The sequence below is a fragment of the Blastococcus sp. SYSU D00669 genome, assembly GCF_054050715.1.
In genome coordinates, this window is sequence record NZ_JBJGZV010000069.1 from 1 (window position 1) to 16,399 (window position 16,399).

15 protein-coding genes are annotated in these 16,399 nt (G+C 75.3%); 8 read left to right on the plus strand and 7 right to left on the minus strand.

The genetic code is table 11. From position 1 onward, the window contains the following. Positions 1–120: 120 nt before the first annotated feature. From ACI8AF_RS26800 to ACI8AF_RS26810, 3 genes are read right to left on the minus strand one after another with little or no spacing between them, the layout of a single operon-like run. Positions 121–666 (minus strand): YbhB/YbcL family Raf kinase inhibitor-like protein, encoded by a 546-nt coding sequence (locus tag ACI8AF_RS26800; RefSeq protein WP_456542832.1) that lies wholly within the window; start codon positions 664–666, stop codon positions 121–123. A 53-nt stretch (positions 667–719) separates the two neighbouring features. Next, positions 720–1,994, minus strand: a complete 1,275-nt coding sequence (locus ACI8AF_RS26805; RefSeq protein WP_456542833.1) for an RNA polymerase sigma factor — start codon at positions 1,992–1,994, stop codon at positions 720–722. Then, on the minus strand, positions 1,991–2,353 hold the full coding sequence (locus tag ACI8AF_RS26810) for a YciI family protein (RefSeq protein ID WP_456542834.1): 363 nt from the start codon (positions 2,351–2,353) through the stop codon (positions 1,991–1,993). The genes ACI8AF_RS26805 and ACI8AF_RS26810 overlap by 4 nt, the downstream gene beginning before the upstream one ends. Before the next feature lie 116 nt (positions 2,354–2,469). On the opposite strand from ACI8AF_RS26810, the gene ACI8AF_RS26815 reads away from it, so the two are divergent. Together ACI8AF_RS26815 and ACI8AF_RS26820 are read left to right on the plus strand one after the other, a co-directional pair. Next, positions 2,470–3,201 carry an HAD family hydrolase gene (locus ACI8AF_RS26815; protein ID WP_456542835.1) on the plus strand — a complete coding sequence of 244 codons (732 nt, stop codon included), beginning with the start codon at positions 2,470–2,472 and terminating at the stop codon, positions 3,199–3,201. After that, positions 3,198–5,567, plus strand: coding sequence for a glycoside hydrolase family 65 protein (locus tag ACI8AF_RS26820; protein WP_456542836.1), 2,370 nt, complete (start codon positions 3,198–3,200; stop codon positions 5,565–5,567). The genes ACI8AF_RS26815 and ACI8AF_RS26820 overlap by 4 nt, the downstream gene beginning before the upstream one ends. 122 nt (positions 5,568–5,689) lie before the next feature. On the opposite strand, the gene ACI8AF_RS26825 is transcribed toward ACI8AF_RS26820, so the two are convergent. Next, a complete protein-coding gene (locus ACI8AF_RS26825) occupies positions 5,690–6,397 on the minus strand; it encodes a M50 family metallopeptidase (protein WP_456542837.1) in 708 nt (235 codons plus the stop codon). A gap of 100 nt (positions 6,398–6,497) precedes the next feature. Then, the gene (locus ACI8AF_RS26830) at positions 6,498–11,615 is read right to left on the minus strand and encodes a SpoIIE family protein phosphatase (RefSeq protein WP_456542838.1); all 5,118 of its coding nucleotides are present in this window, start codon (positions 11,613–11,615) and stop codon (positions 6,498–6,500) included. 149 nt (positions 11,616–11,764) lie between these two features. Between ACI8AF_RS26830 and ACI8AF_RS26835 the strand changes: the two genes are divergently transcribed. Continuing rightward, on the plus strand, positions 11,765–12,412 hold the full coding sequence (locus ACI8AF_RS26835; RefSeq protein ID WP_456542839.1) for a LysE family translocator: 648 nt from the start codon (positions 11,765–11,767) through the stop codon (positions 12,410–12,412). Here the strand turns inward: ACI8AF_RS26835 and ACI8AF_RS26840 are convergent, their stop codons facing one another. Continuing rightward, positions 12,413–12,829 carry a VOC family protein gene (locus ACI8AF_RS26840; RefSeq protein ID WP_456542840.1) on the minus strand — a complete coding sequence of 139 codons (417 nt, stop codon included), beginning with the start codon at positions 12,827–12,829 and terminating at the stop codon, positions 12,413–12,415. A gap of 64 nt (positions 12,830–12,893) precedes the next feature. On the opposite strand from ACI8AF_RS26840, the gene ACI8AF_RS26845 reads away from it, so the two are divergent. The 4 genes from ACI8AF_RS26845 to ACI8AF_RS26860 all read left to right on the plus strand — a co-directional run bounded on the left by ACI8AF_RS26845 (position 12,894) and on the right by ACI8AF_RS26860 (position 14,869). Further along, on the plus strand, positions 12,894–13,466 hold the full coding sequence (locus ACI8AF_RS26845) for a histidine kinase (RefSeq protein ID WP_456542841.1): 573 nt from the start codon (positions 12,894–12,896) through the stop codon (positions 13,464–13,466). Between the two features lie 123 nt (positions 13,467–13,589). Continuing rightward, the gene (locus ACI8AF_RS26850) at positions 13,590–14,051 is read left to right on the plus strand and encodes an SRPBCC family protein (RefSeq protein ID WP_456542842.1); all 462 of its coding nucleotides are present in this window, start codon (positions 13,590–13,592) and stop codon (positions 14,049–14,051) included. Continuing rightward, positions 14,048–14,398 (plus strand): ArsR/SmtB family transcription factor, encoded by a 351-nt coding sequence (locus ACI8AF_RS26855; protein WP_456542843.1) that lies wholly within the window; start codon positions 14,048–14,050, stop codon positions 14,396–14,398. Before ACI8AF_RS26850 ends, ACI8AF_RS26855 begins: the two co-directional genes overlap by 4 nt. Before the next feature lie 21 nt (positions 14,399–14,419). Then, complete coding sequence (locus ACI8AF_RS26860) at positions 14,420–14,869, plus strand: SRPBCC family protein (RefSeq protein WP_456542844.1); 450 nt, start codon at positions 14,420–14,422, stop codon at positions 14,867–14,869. Positions 14,870–15,229: 360 nt separating this feature from the next. On the opposite strand, the gene ACI8AF_RS26865 is transcribed toward ACI8AF_RS26860, so the two are convergent. Beyond that, entirely contained in the window at positions 15,230–15,775 is a 546-nt protein-coding gene (locus tag ACI8AF_RS26865; protein ID WP_456542845.1) for an endonuclease VII domain-containing protein, read from the minus strand. Between the two features lie 229 nt (positions 15,776–16,004). On the opposite strand from ACI8AF_RS26865, the gene ACI8AF_RS26870 reads away from it, so the two are divergent. Then, a complete protein-coding gene (locus tag ACI8AF_RS26870) occupies positions 16,005–16,259 on the plus strand; it encodes a hypothetical protein (RefSeq protein ID WP_456542846.1) in 255 nt (84 codons plus the stop codon). Positions 16,260–16,399: the final 140 nt, after the last annotated feature.

A 16,399-nucleotide genomic window follows, 5' to 3' on the forward strand; every position in this document is an offset into this window, starting at 1 on the left:
CCCCCCCCCCCCCCCCCCCCCCCCCCCCCCCCCCCCCCCCCCCCCCCCCCCCCCCCCCCCCCCCCCCGCCCCCCCCCGCCCCCCCCCCCGCGCGCCCCCCCCCCCCCCCCCCCACGGTTCTCAGCCCTCTTCGTACGTGGCGACCAGGGTGGCGCGGGCCAGCGTGTGGAAGAACAGGTTGAAGCCGAGCACGGCCGGGGTCGTGTCCGGGCCGACGTCCAGCCGGTCGGTGTCCACCGCGTGGACGACGACGAAGTACCGGTGCGGCCCGTGGCCCGACGGGGGAGCGGCGCCCACGTAGCCGGCGAAGCCGCCGTCGTTGCGCAGCTGCACGGCCCCCTCGGGCAGCTGTGGCGAGTCCTTGTCGCCGGCGCCGCTGGGCAGCTCGGTCACCGACGCCGGGATGTTCGCCACCGCCCAGTGCCAGAAGCCGCTGGCCGTGGGGGCGTCCGGGTCGTAGACGGTGACCGCGAAGCTCCGCGTGCCCTCGGGGAAGCCCGACCAGGACAGCTGCGGCGAGCGGTCCTCACCGCCGGCGCCCATCACCCCGCTGACGTGCGGCTGCGCGAGCGGTGCGCCGTCGGAGCAGTCGGTGCTGGTCACCGTGAAGCCCGGCACCTCCGGCAGGAAGTCGTACGGGTTCGGCGGCACGGGACGGTCGGCCATGATCAGCTCCCTCGGTCTCGGGCGGACGGCGGCGCCGTCCCTCGCCCGCGACCCTAGGCACCGGCGTGGCCGCCTGCTCGACCAGCCAGTTCGAGCAGGCGGCCGTGCAGGAACGCGCGGTCGGCCGGATCGGCGGCCAGGAACAGCGCGTGCCGGTAGTCGGCCACCGCGCCCGCCTCGTCACCGGCGCGCCGGCGCAGGTCGGCCCGGGCGGCCGGCAGCCACGGGTAGCGGGCCAGCGCCGGGTCGTCGGCGACCGCCGCGATGGCCCGCAGCCCGGCCGGCGGGCCGTCCACCTCCGCCACCGCCACGGCCCGGTTGAGCGCCACCACGGGCGTCGGCCACTCGGCCAGCAGGGCGTCGTAGAGCCGCAGCACCTGCGGCCAGTCGGTGGCCGCGGCGTCGGCCGCGCGGGCGTGCTCGGCGGCGATCGCGGCCTGGAGGGTGAAGCGCCCGGCCGGGTGGGGCATGAGGGAGCGGACCAGGGCCAGCCCCTCGGCGGTCGCCGCGCCGTCCCACCGCGACCGGTCCTGGTCGGCCAGCAGGACCACCGACCCGTCCGGCCCGCGGCGGGCGGCGCTGCGCGCCCCGGTGAGCAGGGCCAGCGCCAGCAGCCCGCGCGCCTCGGTCTCCTCGGGCGCGAGGTCGACCAGCGCCCGCGCGAGCAGCAGGGCCCGGGCGGCCAGCCCGTCGTCGGCCCCCGGGGACTCGTGCGCGCAGGTGAGCACCAGGTGGGCGACGTCGAGGGCCCCGGCGACCCGGTCGTGGCGCTCCGCGGTCGCCGGCAGCCGCAGCGGGATGCCGGCGGCGGCGATCTTCTTCTTCGCCCGGGTGAGGCGGGCCGCGGTGGTCGGCTCGGAGGTGAGCATCACGCGGGCGACCTGCGCGGTCGGCACGCCGCAGACCGCGCGCAGGGTGAGCGCCAGCCGCGCCTCGGGGGAGAGGGCGGGGTGGGCGCAGAGCAGCACCAGCCGCAGCAGGTCGGCGCCCTCGTCGGCGGCGTCGTCGGCCGGGGTCGCCGGCGGCCCGTCGCGGGTCAGCCGCTCCGCCTCGCCGACGAGCGCGGGCAGCGCCCGCCGCTCGGTGGCCAGCCGGCGCAGCCGGTCGGTGGCCCGGTTGCCGGTGGCGGTGGTCAGCCAGGCGGCGGGGTTGGCGGGGACGCCGTCGGCACGCCAGGTGCGCAGGGCGGAGGCGAAGGCGTCCTGGACGCACTCCTCGGCGGCGTCGAGGTCGCGCAGCAGGCGCACCGTCGTCGCCACCAGCACCGGCCACTGCGCCCGGTGCGCCTCCTCCAGCGCCGGTTCGACGGCGTCCCCGCCGGCGGTCACGAGCCGAACTGCCAGATCGGGCGCACCTCGACCCCACCCCGGCTGACCGGGCACACCCGCGCCAGCTCGAGCGCCTGGTCGAGGTCGCGCGCCTCCACCAGGTAGTAGCCGCCGAGGGCCTCCTTCGTCTCGGCGAAGGGGCCGTCGGTGAGCAGCGGCTCGGCGTCGACGGCGTCCCGGCGCAGGGTGGAGGCGGTCTGCGTCGACCGCAGGGCGCTGCCACCCAGGATCTGCGCCCCGGCGGCGGCGACCGCCCCGGCGAAGGCCCCGTGCCGGGCCATCTCGGCGGCGATCTCCTCGTCGGTCGGCGCGGCCCAGCGCGACTCGTCGTCGTAGAGCAGGAAGAGGTACTGCGGCATGGCGGGTCTCCTTCGCGGGGGCGATCGGCCGGTCCGTCCGGCCGAACACCTCCTCGACGTGCGAGATCGGCAGGATCGACAGTCCAGCCGAGACCTTTCCTCGGTAGCGTCGCAGCGTGCTCGGTCTCCCGGACTCGGTCCGCGCGTGCCTCTTCGACCTCGACGGCGTCCTGACCCGGACGGCGACGGTGCACTTCGCCGCCTGGAAGCGCACCTTCGACGAGTTCCTCCACGAGCGGGAACCCGGGGCGCCGGAGTTCACCCAGCTCGACTACAACCGCTACGTCGACGGCCGGCAGCGGGCCGACGGCGTCCGCCGCTTCCTGGAGAGCCGGGGCATCGTGCTGCCCGAGGGCAGCCCCGGAGACCCGTGGGAGGCCGGCACGGTGCAGTCCATCGCCACCCGGAAGAACGACGCCGTGCTCAAGGAGCTGGAAGAGCACGGCGTCGAGGTGTATCCCGGCTCGGTGCGCTACCTGCGGGCGGTCAAGGACGCCGGGCTGGCCACCGCCGTGGTGACCGCCTCGGCCAACGGCGCGCAGGTGATCGCCGCCGGCGGGTTCGCCGACCTCATCGACACCCGGGTGGACGGCGTCGTCGCCGCCCGCGACGGCCTGCGCGGCAAGCCGCACGCCGACACCTTCCTCGCCGGCGCGCGGGCGCTGGGCGTGGCGCCGGCGCAGGCGGTGGTGTTCGAGGACGCCCTCGCCGGTGTGGAGGCCGGCCGGGCGGGGGAGTTCGGCTTCGTGGTGGGCGTCGACCGGGTGGGCCAGGCCGACCAGCTGGCCGAGCACGGTGCCGACGTCGTCGTGCAGGACCTCGAGGAGCTGCTGGAGGAGCGGGGATGACGGAGGGGCGGGCGAGCTTCCCGATCGAGCCGTGGGCGCTGACCGAGGTCGGTCTCGACCACGGGTCGCTCGGCGTGCACGAGTCGGTCTTCGCGCTGGCCAACGGGCACATCGGCATGCGCGGGTCGTTCGAGGAGGGCGAGCCGGTCGTCGTCCCCGGCACGTACCTCAACGGCTTCTACGAGGAGCGGCCGCTGCCGTACGCCGAGGCCGGCTACGGCTACCCCGAGCAGGGGCAGACCGTCGTCAACGTCACCGACGGCAAGCTGATCCGGCTGCTGGTCCGCGACTCGCCGCTCGACCTCAACTACGGCGAGATCATCGAGCACCGGCGGACCCTCGACCTGCGGGCCGGCGTGCTGCGCCGGCTCACCGAGTGGCGCGCGCCCAGCGGCCGCACCGTGCGGGTGACCAGCACCCGGCTGGTGTCGCTGGTCCGCCGCTCGATCGCCGCCATCGAGTACCAGGTGGAGGTCACCGACGAGCTCGGTGACCTCTACGTGGCACTGCAGTCCGACCTGCTGGCCAACGAGGAGGTGGGCACCGCCGAGAGCGACGACCCCCGCGCGGCCGCGGCGCTGGCCAGACCGCTGGTGTCCGAGCTGTCGGTGGGCCGGGGGCGCCGCGCCGTCCTGGTGCACCGGACGCACCGCAGCCGGCTGCGGCTGGCGGCCGGCATGGAGCACGTCGTCGAGGTGCCCGACACCAGCACCGAGGACATCGAGGCCAACGGCGACCTGGCCCGGTACACCCTCGCCGCACGGTTGCCCCAGGGCAGCTCGCTGCGGATCGTGAAGTACCTGGCCTACGGCTGGTCCTCGCGCCGGTCCGGCGCGGCCCTGCGCGACCAGGTGGAGGCCGCGCTGGCCACCGCCCGGCTGGCCGGCTGGGAACGGCTGCTGCGCGAGCAGCGCGAGCTGCTCGACCAGCACTGGGACGAGGCCGACGTCGAGATCGTCGGTGACGACGAGCTGCAGCAGGCCGTGCGCGTGGGCATGTTCCACGTCCTGCAGGCCGGTCTGCGCGCCGAGCGGCAGCCGATCCCGGCCAAGGGGCTCACCGGCCCGGGCTACGACGGGCACACCTTCTGGGACACCGAGACCTACGTGCTGCCGGTGCTCACCTACACCGCGCCGGGCGCGGCCCGCGACGCGCTGCGCTGGCGGCACTCGACCCTGGAGAAGGCCCGCGAGCGGGCCCGGATCCTCGGCCTGCAGGGGGCGGCGTTCCCGTGGCGGACCATCCGCGGCGAGGAGACGTCGGGGTACTGGCCGGCCGGGACGGCGGCCTTCCACATCAACGCCGACATCGCCGACGCCGTCGTCCGGTACTGGCACGCGACGCTCGACGAGGACTTCGACCGCGACTTCGGCGCCGAGCTGCTGATCGAGACCGCCCGGCTGTGGGCGTCGCTGGGCCACTTCGACAAGGAGCACGGGTTCCGCATCGACGGCGTGACCGGCCCCGACGAGTACACGGCGGTCGTGGACAACAACGTCTACACGAACCTGATGGCGCAGCGGAACCTGCGCGAGGCGGTCAAGGCGGTCAAGCGCCAGCCCGACGTCGCCGGGCGGCTCGACGTCAGCGACGCGGAGCTGCAGACCTGGACGCGGGCCGCCGACCTCATGGCGGTGCCGTACGACACCCAGCGCGGCGTGCACATGCAGTCCGACGCCTTCACCCACCACGAGGAGTGGGACTTCGACGGGACGCCGCCGGAGAAGTACCCGCTGCTGCTGCACTTCCCGTACTTCGACATCTACCGCAAGCAGGTGATCAAGCAGGCCGACCTGGTGATGGCGCTGCACCTGCGCGGGGACGCCTTCACGCTGGACGAGAAGATCGCCGACTTCGCCTACTACGAGGCGCGGACCGTCCGCGACTCGTCGCTGTCGGCGGCGCAGCAGGCCGTCGTCGCCGCGGAGACGGGGCACCTGCAGCTGGCCCACGACTACTGGGGCGAGGCGGCGCTGACCGACCTGCAGAACCTGCACCACAACTCCGGGCACGGGCTGCACATCGCCTCGCTGGCCGGCGGGTGGACGGTGGCGGTCGCCGGCTTCGGCGGCATGCGCGACCACTCGGGGGAGCTGCAGTTCTCCCCGCGGCTGCCCGAGCGCATCGAGCGGCTGCGCTTCCGCGTCGTCTACCAGGGGCGCTGCCTGTCGGTGACCGTGGAGAAGGAGCGGGCCACCTACCGGCTGCGCGACGGCGAGCCGATGGACATCCGCCACCACGGCCGGCAGGTCACCGTCGACCACGAGGACCTGGTGCTGGAGATCCCGCCGCCGCCGCAGGTGGAGCCGGCCCGCCAGCCCAAGGGCGCTGAGCCGCGCCGGCGCAACCGGAGCCGCTCGGACTGAAGGAGGACCCCGTCGTCGCCCCCGTCGCACGCTCGGGGTGGGACCCGGGACGGGGCCGTGGGAGTGCTCGGGCCGTTGCCGTCGCTCCCGGGTCGACCGTTATCCCCAACATAGATGCGGCGTCAGCCGCCGACGAGCCACCACGCGGCGAGGGCAAGAGCGCCGAGGTCGAGGAGGAGGAACAGGCCGACCCACACGGCGGCCGGCAGGCGGGTCAGCCGGGCCAGCTGGTCGGCGTCGGAGTCCGGCGCGCGGCGGCGGCGCCGGGAGCGCTGCAGCTCGAGCACGGTCTTCGGGGCGGCCAGCAGCAGGAACCAGGTGCCGACGGCGGCGAAGGCGGCCTGGCCCTCCGGGGGGAGCCACCAGGTGGCGGCGAAGACGACGACGCCGGTGACCAGGACCGACCACAGGCCGTACCAGTTGCGGATCTGCAGCAGCAGGAGGGCGAGCAGGAGCAGCAGCGCCCACAGCAGCCCGACGGCGTGCCCGGCGGCCAGCAGCGCGGCCGCGCCGAGCCCGAACAGCCCGGGGCCGGTGTAGCCGGCGGCGAGGGTGAGCACCATGCCGAGCCCGGTCGGCCGGCCGGAGGAGACGGTCAGGCCCGAGGTGTCGGAGTGCAGGCGGATCCCCGACAGCCGGCGTCCCGCGGCCAGCGCCACCACGCCGTGCGCGCCCTCGTGGGCGATCGTCACGGCGTGCCGGGTGATCCGCCAGAGGGTGGGGGAGAGGACCAGCAGCGCGGCGGCCGCCGCGGTGCCGTACAGCACCTCCGGCGCCGGGTCGGGGACGACGGCGGTGACGCGGTCCCAGAACCGGCGCAGGAGCTCCACGGTCGGGAAGCCTCCCAGGAGATGCTGTGCGCCCGCGGCAGGACGCTCAGGTCCGCGGGCGGCGGCGGAAGGCCCGCCGAGGGCCGCGGCCCGCCGGGAGCTAGCGGACCACGCCGGAGGCGTCCTCGGCGGGAGCCACGAGCTCCCCGAGGCCGGCCAGCTCGAGGATCCGGGCGGGCGCGCTGCCCGCGCGGACGACGACGCGCAGCGACCCGCCGCCGCTCCGGGCGCGGCCGGCGGCCGCCAGCACCAGGCCGACGCCCGCGCTGGCCAGGTAGGTGACCTCCCGGAGGTCCAGGACCAGCTCGCCGACCCGGCCGTCGACGGCGGCGAGCAGGTCGGCGGTGGCCGTCTCGGCGGTGGCCAGGTCGAGCTCGCCGGCCAGGGCGATCGTGCCGCCGTCGGCGGCGACGTCGACCTGCAGCATGTCGGGGCCACCGGTGGGAACCGCGCGGGGCACGGGGATCGCCGGACCCGCCGCCGTCCGCGGGAGGATCCGGAAGCTGACCGTCGTCCCGCCGCCGGGGGTGGGCTCGACGACGACGTCGTCGGCGAGCCGGCGGATCAGCAGCAGGCCGCGCCCCCGGAAGCCCGGGTCGTCGGGCACCGGCCGCCAGGTGCCGAAGTCCCGCACCCGGACGTCGACCGCGCCACCGGGCGCCCAGGCCACCCGGTACGCGCACTCCCCGGGGACGGCGTCGCGGTAGGCGTGCTCGACGGCGTTGGCCACCGCCTCGCCCAGGGCGAGCTGCAGGTCCTCGGTCGTGTCCTCGGACAGCCCGGCCTCCCCGGCCCACGCCTGGACGGCGCGGCGGACGCGGGCCAGCCGGGCGGGATCGGCCGGCAGGCGTGCCTCCAGGGGCGCCGGCACCAGCCGGGCGGCGACCAGCGCGACGTCGTCGGGCTGGTCGGTGTCGGCCAGGACGTCGTCGAGCAGCAGGGTGGTCAGCTGCTCGGGCGGCTCGGCGGCGTGCCGGAGCACCGCGGCGGCCAGGCGCGCCAGCCCGGCGTCGAGGGTCTCGTCGCGCCGTTCCACCAGCCCGTCGGTGAACAGCAGCAGCAGGTCGCCGGCCTCGACGCGCGCGACGCCCTCGGTGTAGCGCGGCCGGCCGGGGACGCCCAGCACGGTGCCGCCGCCGGCGTCGTCGAGGTAGCGGATCGCGCCCCCGGACACCAGCAGGGGAGGGGGGTGGCCCGCGCGGGCCCACCGGACGGTCTCGCGCGCCGGGTCGACGACGAGGCACAGCGCGCTGGAGGCGGTGGCGCCGGGCAGCCGGGACGCGAAGCGGTCGAGCAGCTCCAGCGCCTCGGCGGGGCCGTTGCCGGCGAGCAGCGCCGAGGACAGCGCACTGCGCAGCTGCCCCATGACGGCGGCCGCGGCGGGGCCCTGGCCGACGACGTCGCCGACGGCGAAGGCCACGCAGTCGCCGCCGAGCTCCACGACGTCGTACCAGTCGCCGCCGGCCTGGGTGCCCTCGGCGCCGGGCAGGTAGCGCGCGGCCAGCGCCAGCCGCCGGAGATCTGGCAGGCCCTCGGGGAGCAGGTTGCGCTGCAGCGTCTCGGCGATGCGCTGCTGGCCGCGGTAGAGGCGGGCCCGGTCGAGCGCCTGGGCGCACTGCTCGGCCAGCGCGAGCAGCGTCGACCGTTCGGTGCCCGTGAGCCGGCGAGACCGGGGAAAGCCCGTCGCGAGCACTCCTACCACCGAGCCTCCGGCGACGAGGGGGAGGGCGACGCCACCCTCGAGGCCCAGCGCGCGCATGTTGGCGACCACGTCGGGGTGCTGGTCGGGGTGGCGGGCCGCCCACTTCTCGTAGTCCTCGAACCACTGCGCCCGCCGCTCGTGCACGGCGGTGGTGAGCGGGCGGGTCGTCGACAGCGGGACGGTGAGCCACGGCTGCGGGCCGTCGGGGCGTGACCCTTCGACGGTCAGGTTGACCAGCACCCGATGCGACTCGTCGACCTCGTAGACGCCGACGTGGCAACCGTCGCCCAGCAGTTCGGCCACGTGCGCGGACGCGGTGCGCGCGACGACCGTCGGGGTGGTGGCGGCCGACAGCGCCGCGGTCGCACGCTGCAGGAGGGCCAGCCGCTGGGCGCTGGCCCGCTCCTCGGCCAGCAGCAGGGCGTTGTCGATGGCCAGGGCCGCCCGGCCGGCGATCTCCTCCACGAGCTCCCGGTCGTCGGCGTTGAAGCCCGGCGACTCGGGTCGGCGGCCCAGACCCAGCACCGCCAGCACCCGGCCGCGGACCACCAGCGGGACGACGAGCGCCGAGTTGGCCTCCAGCCGGCGGCGGAGCTCTCCCGGGCCGGCGTCCCGGGAGGGGATCACGGGGACGTCGGGCTGCCCCGGGCGGGCCACCGTGCGGCCGGTCTCGACGGCCTGGCGGGTCATCACCGTCTCGGCGGGGTAGGCGGCCAGCGCCTCCTCGGTGGCGGGGTCCAGGGCGGCCGCGGTGACCCGCTGGAGCCGGCCGTCGTCGTCGACCCGGCGCACGTCGCACGCGTCGGCGAGCCGGGTGGCGACCACCAGCCGGGCGAGCGAGCCCAGCTGCTCCTCCATGCCGCCGGCGCGGTCGAGCGCGGCCCCGACCTCGGCGAGCAGGGTCTGCCGCTGGCTCTCGCGGTAGCGGGCGTTGATGTCGGTGCAGCTGCCGACGAAGCCGGCCCCGCCGCCGAGCGGCACGGCCCGCTCGAGCATCCAGTGGTAGGCGCCGTCGGCCCGCTGCAGCCGGTACTCGACCTCCCAGGGCCGGTGCCCGGCGACGGCGGCGTCGACCGCCGCCACGTACCGGTCGCGGTCCTCGGGGTGCAGCCGCTCCCGCCACCGGTCGGCGAGGTCCTCACCGCCGGTGGCGCCGGTGAACTCGCGCCAGCCGGCGTTGAGGAAGACCCGCCGGCCCGCGGTGTCGGCGACCCAGATGAGCGCCGGGGCCAGATCGGCCATGGCGCGGAACCGTTCCTCCGCGTCGCGCCGGACCCGCCCCAGCTCCAGGTGGGCGCCCACCCGGGCGATGAGCTCGCGCGCGGAGAAGGGCTTGACCAGGTAGTCGTCGGCACCGGCCACCAGCCCCTCGACCGCGGCCTCCTGGCCGGCACGCGCCGAGAGCAGCACCACCGGCACCCGCGCGGTGCGCGCGTCGGCGCGCAGGGCGGCCAGCAGCCCGAGGCCGTCGAGCCGCGGCATCATGACGTCGCTGACCACCAGGTCCGGCGGGGAGGCCAGGGCCGCCTCGAGGGCGGCCTGCCCGTCGGAGACGACGTCGACGGCGTAGCGGGGCGCCAGCAGGCGGTGCACGTACTCGCGCATGTCGGCGTTGTCGTCGGCCACCAGCACGCGGCCGGCCGGGCGGGCCAGCGGGTCGGCGTCGGTGGGGTCGGCCACCGGGATCGCCGCCGGTCCGCCGTCCCCGGCGCCGGGCAGCCAGCGCAGGGCCTCGGTGACGAAGGGGACGGCGGCGGCCGAGACGCCGGTGCCGGCCGCCTCGTGCGCCACCTGCTCGGCCGGCAGGTGCGCCGAACCGAGCGGGACGGTGACGGTGAACGTGGTGCCGACGTCGGGCTCGCTGTCGGCGGTGATCGTGCCCCCGTGCAGCCCGACCAGCTCGCGGACCATGGCCAGGCCGATGCCGCTGCCCTCGCCGGAGCGCGACCGGGCCCGCTCCACGCGGTGGAAGCGCTCGAAGAGCCGGGGCAGCTCGTCGGCCGGCACGCCGGTGCCGGTGTCGGCGACCGTGAGGACGGCGGCGCCGCCCTCCTGCCGCAGCCGGACGGTGATGCCGCCCTCGAAGGTGAACTTGACCGCGTTGGACAGCAGGTTGAGGACGACCTTCTCCCACATGTCCCGGTCGACGTGCACCGCCGAGCCCAGGGGCGGGCAGTCGACGGTGAACTCGAGCCCGGCGCGTTCCACCGCGGACCGGAAGACGCTGGCCAGCTCCGCGGTGGTGGCGGCGAGGTCGACCGGCTCGAAGCGGGCCTGGATGCGCCCGGCCTGCAGCCGGGAGAAGTCGAGCAGGGTGTTGACCAGCTTGCCCAGGCGCTGGGCGTTGCGCTCGACGACCTCGAGCTCGGCCCGCGCGCGGGCGTCCCCGGCCAGCGCGGGGGAGTCCTTGAGCTCGGCCAGCGGGCCGCTGATCAGCGTGAGCGGCGTGCGGAACTCGTGGCTGACGTTGGAGAAGAAGTCGGTCTTGGCGCGGTCGAGCTCGGCCAGCGCCTCCGCCCGGCGGCGCTCGGCCTCGTAGCTGCCGGCGTTGACCAGGGCCGAGGAGATCTGGCTGGCGACCAGCTCGACGAACCCGCGGCAGGTCTCGTCGAAGGCCCGGTGCGGGTTGAGGCCGACGACGAGGAACCCGGCGACCGGCCCGTGCTCCTGGGCCGATGACGTCAGGGGGACGACGAGCGCGGCCTGCGGTGCCTGCTGCCAGGCCCCGGTCGGCAGGTCGGCGAAGCGCTCGCCCAGCCCCTCGACCAGCACCTCCTCGCCGGCGAGCAGGCGCTCGAGCGGCCAGGCGGGGTCGGCCTCGCCGGGCTCCAGCACGAGCGGCGCGGCGGGGGAACCGGGCTCGATCCCCGAGGCGGTGCCCAGCCGCGCGGTCCCCGTGTCGTCGACGAGGTACACCAGGCTGAAGGGCAGGTCGGCGAGGTTGCCGCCGAGCTCGCGGCCGACCGCGGCGAGGACGTCCTGCTCGGTGCGGGCGCCGGCCACCGCGGTGCCGAGGTCGCGCAGGGTGGCCATGCGGCGCTCGCCGAGCACCCGCTCGGTGGTCTCGACGACCACGCAGAGCATGCCCTCGACCCGGCCGTCGTCGCCGTCGAGCGGGCTGTAGGAGAACGTGTGGTATGTCTCCTCGCGGTAGCCGCTGCGCTCGAGGAACAGCAGCAGGTCCTCGTCCCAGGTGGCGATCCCGGTGTCGAGCACCGAGCGGATGCGCGGGCCGATGTCGGCCCAGATCTCGGCCCACATTTCGGCGGCCGGCCGGCCGAGCGCCCAGGGGTGCTTGGCCTGCAGGGTGTCGCGCCAGTAGGCGTCGTTGTAGAAGGTGGTGAGCTGGTCGCCCCAGGCGGCCCACATGGAGAAGCGCGAGGTCAGGACGATCCGGACCATGTTGCGCAGGCCGGCGGGCCAGGTGTCGGGGGCGCCGACGGCGGTCGCGCCCCAGTCCTTCTCGGCCATGGCACGACCCAGCTCGCCGCCGTTGCGGAAGAGCGGGTCGTCCATGCGCCCTGCCACCTCTCTCCGCGGCCGCCGAGCGCCGGTCGCAGGGCCCGTTCCGGGCCGGTCACGTCCTGCAACCCGCCCCGCCGGGCATTCTGCCAGCACGGAAACGCCGTAGCCCTCCGGGAGCGGGACTGCCACCATCCGGTGACGTGGACGTGCTCGCCTCGCTGCCGGCCTTCGTGCTCGCGGTGCTGCTCATCTCCGCCTCGCCCGGCCCGGCGATGGCGCTGATCTTCCGGCGGGCCGCGCTGCGCGGGCTGCGCGGCGCGGTGCCCACCGTGCTCGGGCTGGAGGCCGGCCTCTACGTCTGGGCGCTGTTCGCCGGCGCCGGCTTCGCCACGCTCGTCGCCGCGTCGGAGGTGGCGTTCCTGGTGCTGCGCGTGGTCGGCGCGGCGGTGCTGCTCTACCTCGGGGTCAAGGCGCTGCGCACCGCCTGGCGGGAGCGCCGGGGCGCTGGCGCCGCCGCGGCCGCGCCGGCCGAGCCCGTCTCCCGGCGGCGGTGGTGGGGCGCGTTCGCCGAGGGCGTCGTCGTCCAGCTGGCCAACCCGAAGGCCGCCGTCTTCATGATCGCCTTCTATCCGCAGTTCGTGCCGGCCGACGGGCCGGTGTTCACCACGACCGCGCTGCTCGGGCTGCTGCAGATCACCCTCGAGACCGGGCTGTACCTGGGGCTGGCCGCCGGCGTGGCACGGGCTGGCGCCTGGTTCCGGCGCCCCCGGATCCGCGCCCGGGTGGAGGCGGTCAGCGGCACGGTGCTCGTCGCGCTCGGGCTGCGGGTGGCGACGGCGGCCCGCTGATCAGATCGCCTGGGTGAGGTTCACGGCGTTGCCGTCCGGGTCCCGGAGGTGCAGCACCCGCTGACCCCACGGCATGTCGGTCGGGCCCCCGGTGACGCGGCCACCGAGCTCGGTCACGCGCGGGTGCAGCGCGTCGACGTCGGGGACGTCCACGCTGAGCAGGACCCGGCCGGGCTCACCGACGGCGACGCCCTCGTCGGCGACCAGCCCGAGGGTGACGTCGTCGACGTGCAGGCCCAGGTAGAACACCGGACCCTCGTCGGGCACCCGCAGGCCGACCTCGGCGCCGAGCAGGCCGGCGTAGAAGGCGCGCAGCCGCTCCACGTCGGGAGTGGCGAGGACGGGGTGGGCGGTGATGGCCATGGCGGCTCCCGGGTCGGCGTCGTCGTGCAGACCGGCGCCGTCCCGGGAACTCATCGCCGTCAGCGGGGGAGGGGGACGGCCAGCGGCTCGGGGCCCACGGCCGGCTCGGCCGGGACTGGTGGCCGACCAGGAGCGGTCGGGTGCGCGGATCGTCGCCGCCGGGGACGAGGAGCGCCGCCGGCTCGAGCAGGACCTGCACGACGGCGCCCAGCAGCGACTCGTCGCGCTGGTGCTGGAGCTGCAGGTCTTCCGCAGCCTGCACCCGGACGCCGACGGCCCCGGGCTGGCCGAGGCCGAGCGGGAGCTGCGTGCGGCCGTCGAGGAGTTGCGCGCGCTGGCCCGGGGCGTGTACCCGGCGCTGCTGCGCACCGCCGGGCTGGCGGGGGGACTGCAGGGGCTGGCCGAGACGCGGCCGGTGCGGATCGCCGGTGTGCCGGTCGAGCGGCTGCCGGATGTCGTGGAGTCGACGGTCTTCCTGCTGGCCGAGCGGCTCAGCGCGACCGGCTGGACGACGCTGCGGGTCGACAGGTGCGACGGGCACGTGGCCGTCCAGGCGGAGGTCGCCGGCGCGCGGCCCGGGCTGGGTGACCTCGTGGCGCGGATCACGACGCTCGACGGCACGGTCACGACGACGGCGGACGGGGAGGGGAGCCGGGTGCAGGTGCGGCTCCCGCTCCCGGGCCCGAGCTGACGTCGTGCCCGCGGTCAGGGGCACGAGCGGTCGGGGCGCGAAGCCCGGGAAACGCAATGAATGGTTGCGCATTGCGGCGACGACGGTTAGCGTCTTTCGCAACCAAACGTTGCGGGAGGAACCATGGAGTTCGGGAGCATCGAGCGGGAGATCTACGTCGAGGCGTCGCCCGACGTCGTGTTCGAGGTGGTGAGCAGCCCCGACCACGTCAAGCAGTGGTGGCCGGACGACGCGCACTACGAACCGGTCCCGGGGTCGACGGGCGAGATCGTCTTCGGCGACCCCGACAACGGAGGAGGAGCCGCCGCGTTCACGGTCGTCGACGTGCGGCCGCCGGACCTGTTCTCGTTCCGCTGGACCCATCCGGCCGGCGAGGCGGCCGGCGAGGGCAACTCCCTGCTGGTCACCTTCGCGCTCAGCCCGAAGGGCGACGGGACGCTGCTCCGGATGACCGAGACCGGCTTCCGCGAGATGGGCTGGGAGGCCGCGGTCCTCGAGCAGCAGTACCGGGAGCACGTGCACGGCTGGGACTACTTCCTGCCGCGCCTGGTGCCCTACGCCGCCGCGGTCGGGGCGCGGCGATGAGCACGGCGGTGGCCGAGGACGTCGACGACGACCTCTGGTCCGCGATCGGGGACCCCACCCGGCGCCGGGTGCTCGACCTGCTGCTCGCCGACGGCGAGGGCACGGCCACCACGCTGTGCCAGCGGCTGCCGGTCACCCGCCAGGCGGTCGCCAAGCACCTGGGCGTCCTCGACCGGGTCGGGCTCGTCCACGCGTCGGCCGTGGGCCGGGAGCGGCGCTACCGGGTCGACGACGCCCAGCTCGCCCGCGCGGTCGCGCAGCTGTCGTCGGTCGGGTCGGCCTGGGACGCCCGGCTGCAGCGGATCAAGCGGATCGCCGAGGCGATCCAGCGCACCCAGCAGGACTGAGGAGATCGGAGGACTTCGGAGATGGTGGACATCCTGCACCGGGTCGGCGTCGAGTCGTCGACGCCGGAGAGCGTGTACGGCGCCCTGACGACCGTCGAGGGCCTGGCCGGCTGGTGGACCGACGACACGAAGGGGAGCGGCGACCAGGTCGGCGGCACGCTCGCCTTCCGCTTCCCGCCGGTCGGCGGCTTCGACATGGAGGTCGTCGAGCTGCAGCCGGCGCAGCGGGTGGTGTGGCGGGTGGTCGACGGTCCCGAGGAGTGGATCGGGACGACGATCGAGTGGACCCTCCGCCAGGACGGCGACTACACCATCGTCCTGTTCCGGCACGCGGGCTGGAAGGAGCCCGTGGAGTTCATGCACCACTGCAGCACGAAGTGGGGCTCGTACCTGATGAGCCTCAAGTCGCTGCTCGAGACCGGTCGGGGTGCGCCGGCGCCACGGGACGTGCAGATCAGCGACTGGCACTGACCGGACGTCCACCCACGAAGCGTCACAGTGACGAAAGGCGGTGCCTGTCGTCGGTCCAGGGGATGGGAACCGGGCCGACGACGGACACGGCGCATGCGGGCTCGATCGCGACGGCAGCCCGAGCGGCTCGAGCCGCTCGGGCTGCCGTCGAGCCCGCGGACGGTCGGGCAGCTCGACCCCTAGCCGGAGGCCGGGCCGGCGGCCGGTTCGTCCGGCCGACCAGAGGTGGGTCGACCCGCGTCGGCGCTCGTGAAGCCGCGTCGAGTCGCGGCTCGACTGACGGTGGGCCGGATGGAGGCGCTGTCGATGCCGGGGAGACGCCACGGGGGGTGCTCTCCGCCGAACCTGACATAACGGCTCTTATCGGGGATCAGTTGACGTGCGCTGAGGAGGGTTGTTCGCCTCGAGCCAGGCGGCAGCGGCACGCAGTCTCGTGGCGTCCTCACCGAAGTAGCCGAGGCCGGCGTTGCAGTGATTGCAGAGCAGAGCTCGGATGCGCGACGTGCGGTGGCAGTGGTCCACGACGAGGCCCGGGCTGGGCGTTCGAGTCCCATCACGTCGTGGGCGCCCGGTGGCCGGACGCTCGACCTCGTCCTCATGGCGACCGCAGATGGCGCAACGGTAGTTTTGCGCGACGCGCAGGGCATCGACCTCTTCAGGTGTCACGCCGTACAGGCGCCGCAGGTTGGCGCGCCTGTTGTCCTGGACCGCGTGCGCGTTGTTCGCCCGCCTCCGTCGTTGGTACTCGCGCATCCACGCGCGGTAGCACTCGCACCGGTTCTTCGGCTGGCTGCCGTCGCAGGCGTGCACCAGCGGATCCATCGCGACCTTCCCCGGTCGACGCCTCGGCGACTCCCCCTCCTCATCGCCCGCGTCGTCGCCGCTGGTCGGTTCCCCCGCCGTCATCGCAGCCTCCTTGCCGTGAACCGACGTCACGCAGCTCGTGGTGTCACCATTCACGCTAGGTCGGAGGTCTGACAGCTCCGGTCGCCCACATGCGCTCCCCGGCGGCGCGGCACCTCCCACACACCCGTCGTTCCGTCACAGTGACGGAACGACGGGTGTGTGAGCGGATGGACGACAGCCGCCCGGCCGAGGCCGTTTCGCCGGGGTGGCCGGTGGAAACGGTCGGGACATGGAGATCCGACGCCCGCTCGCCGCTCTGCTGACCGCTCTGGCGCTGTTCGGTGGCGGCGCGACGCTCACCTCGTGCGGTGACCCCGCCGGGCAGGACCGCAACGACGGCACCACCGACGACAGCGGCGACCAGACCGGCGGGGCGACCGAGTCCTCCGGCCCGTCCGAGACGGCCGACTCGAACCTGCCCGACAACAGCAACCAGGAGGAGAACGAGGACGACGGCAGCGGCGCCGACGTCGGCAACGACTGACGGTCCGACTAGCTGTACTGACCAGAGACGTTGGTCGAGGACGTGTGACCACGAGATCTGACTGCTGATCTTGTGGAGGAGGACCTCCGGACGTGGAGTGGAGCTGCTGAAGGCACCCACTCACGAACCGGAGGTCCTCG

Coding starts and splice junctions, on each gene's coding strand:
- ACI8AF_RS26800 (WP_456542832.1), bottom strand. CDS start 666: ATGGCCGACCGTCCCGTGCCGCCGAACCCGTACGACTTCCTGCCGGAG.
- ACI8AF_RS26810 (WP_456542834.1), bottom strand. CDS start 2,353: ATGCCGCAGTACCTCTTCCTGCTCTACGACGACGAGTCGCGCTGGGCC.
- ACI8AF_RS26820 (WP_456542836.1), top strand. CDS start 3,198: ATGACGGAGGGGCGGGCGAGCTTCCCGATCGAGCCGTGGGCGCTGACC.
- ACI8AF_RS26830 (WP_456542838.1), bottom strand. CDS start 11,615: ATGGACGACCCGCTCTTCCGCAACGGCGGCGAGCTGGGTCGTGCCATG.
- ACI8AF_RS26840 (WP_456542840.1), bottom strand. CDS start 12,829: ATGAGTTCCCGGGACGGCGCCGGTCTGCACGACGACGCCGACCCGGGA.
- ACI8AF_RS26850 (WP_456542842.1), top strand. CDS start 13,590: ATGGAGTTCGGGAGCATCGAGCGGGAGATCTACGTCGAGGCGTCGCCC.
- ACI8AF_RS26855 (WP_456542843.1), top strand. CDS start 14,048: ATGAGCACGGCGGTGGCCGAGGACGTCGACGACGACCTCTGGTCCGCG.
- ACI8AF_RS26860 (WP_456542844.1), top strand. CDS start 14,420: ATGGTGGACATCCTGCACCGGGTCGGCGTCGAGTCGTCGACGCCGGAG.
- ACI8AF_RS26865 (WP_456542845.1), bottom strand. CDS start 15,775: ATGACGGCGGGGGAACCGACCAGCGGCGACGACGCGGGCGATGAGGAG.
- ACI8AF_RS26870 (WP_456542846.1), top strand. CDS start 16,005: ATGGAGATCCGACGCCCGCTCGCCGCTCTGCTGACCGCTCTGGCGCTG.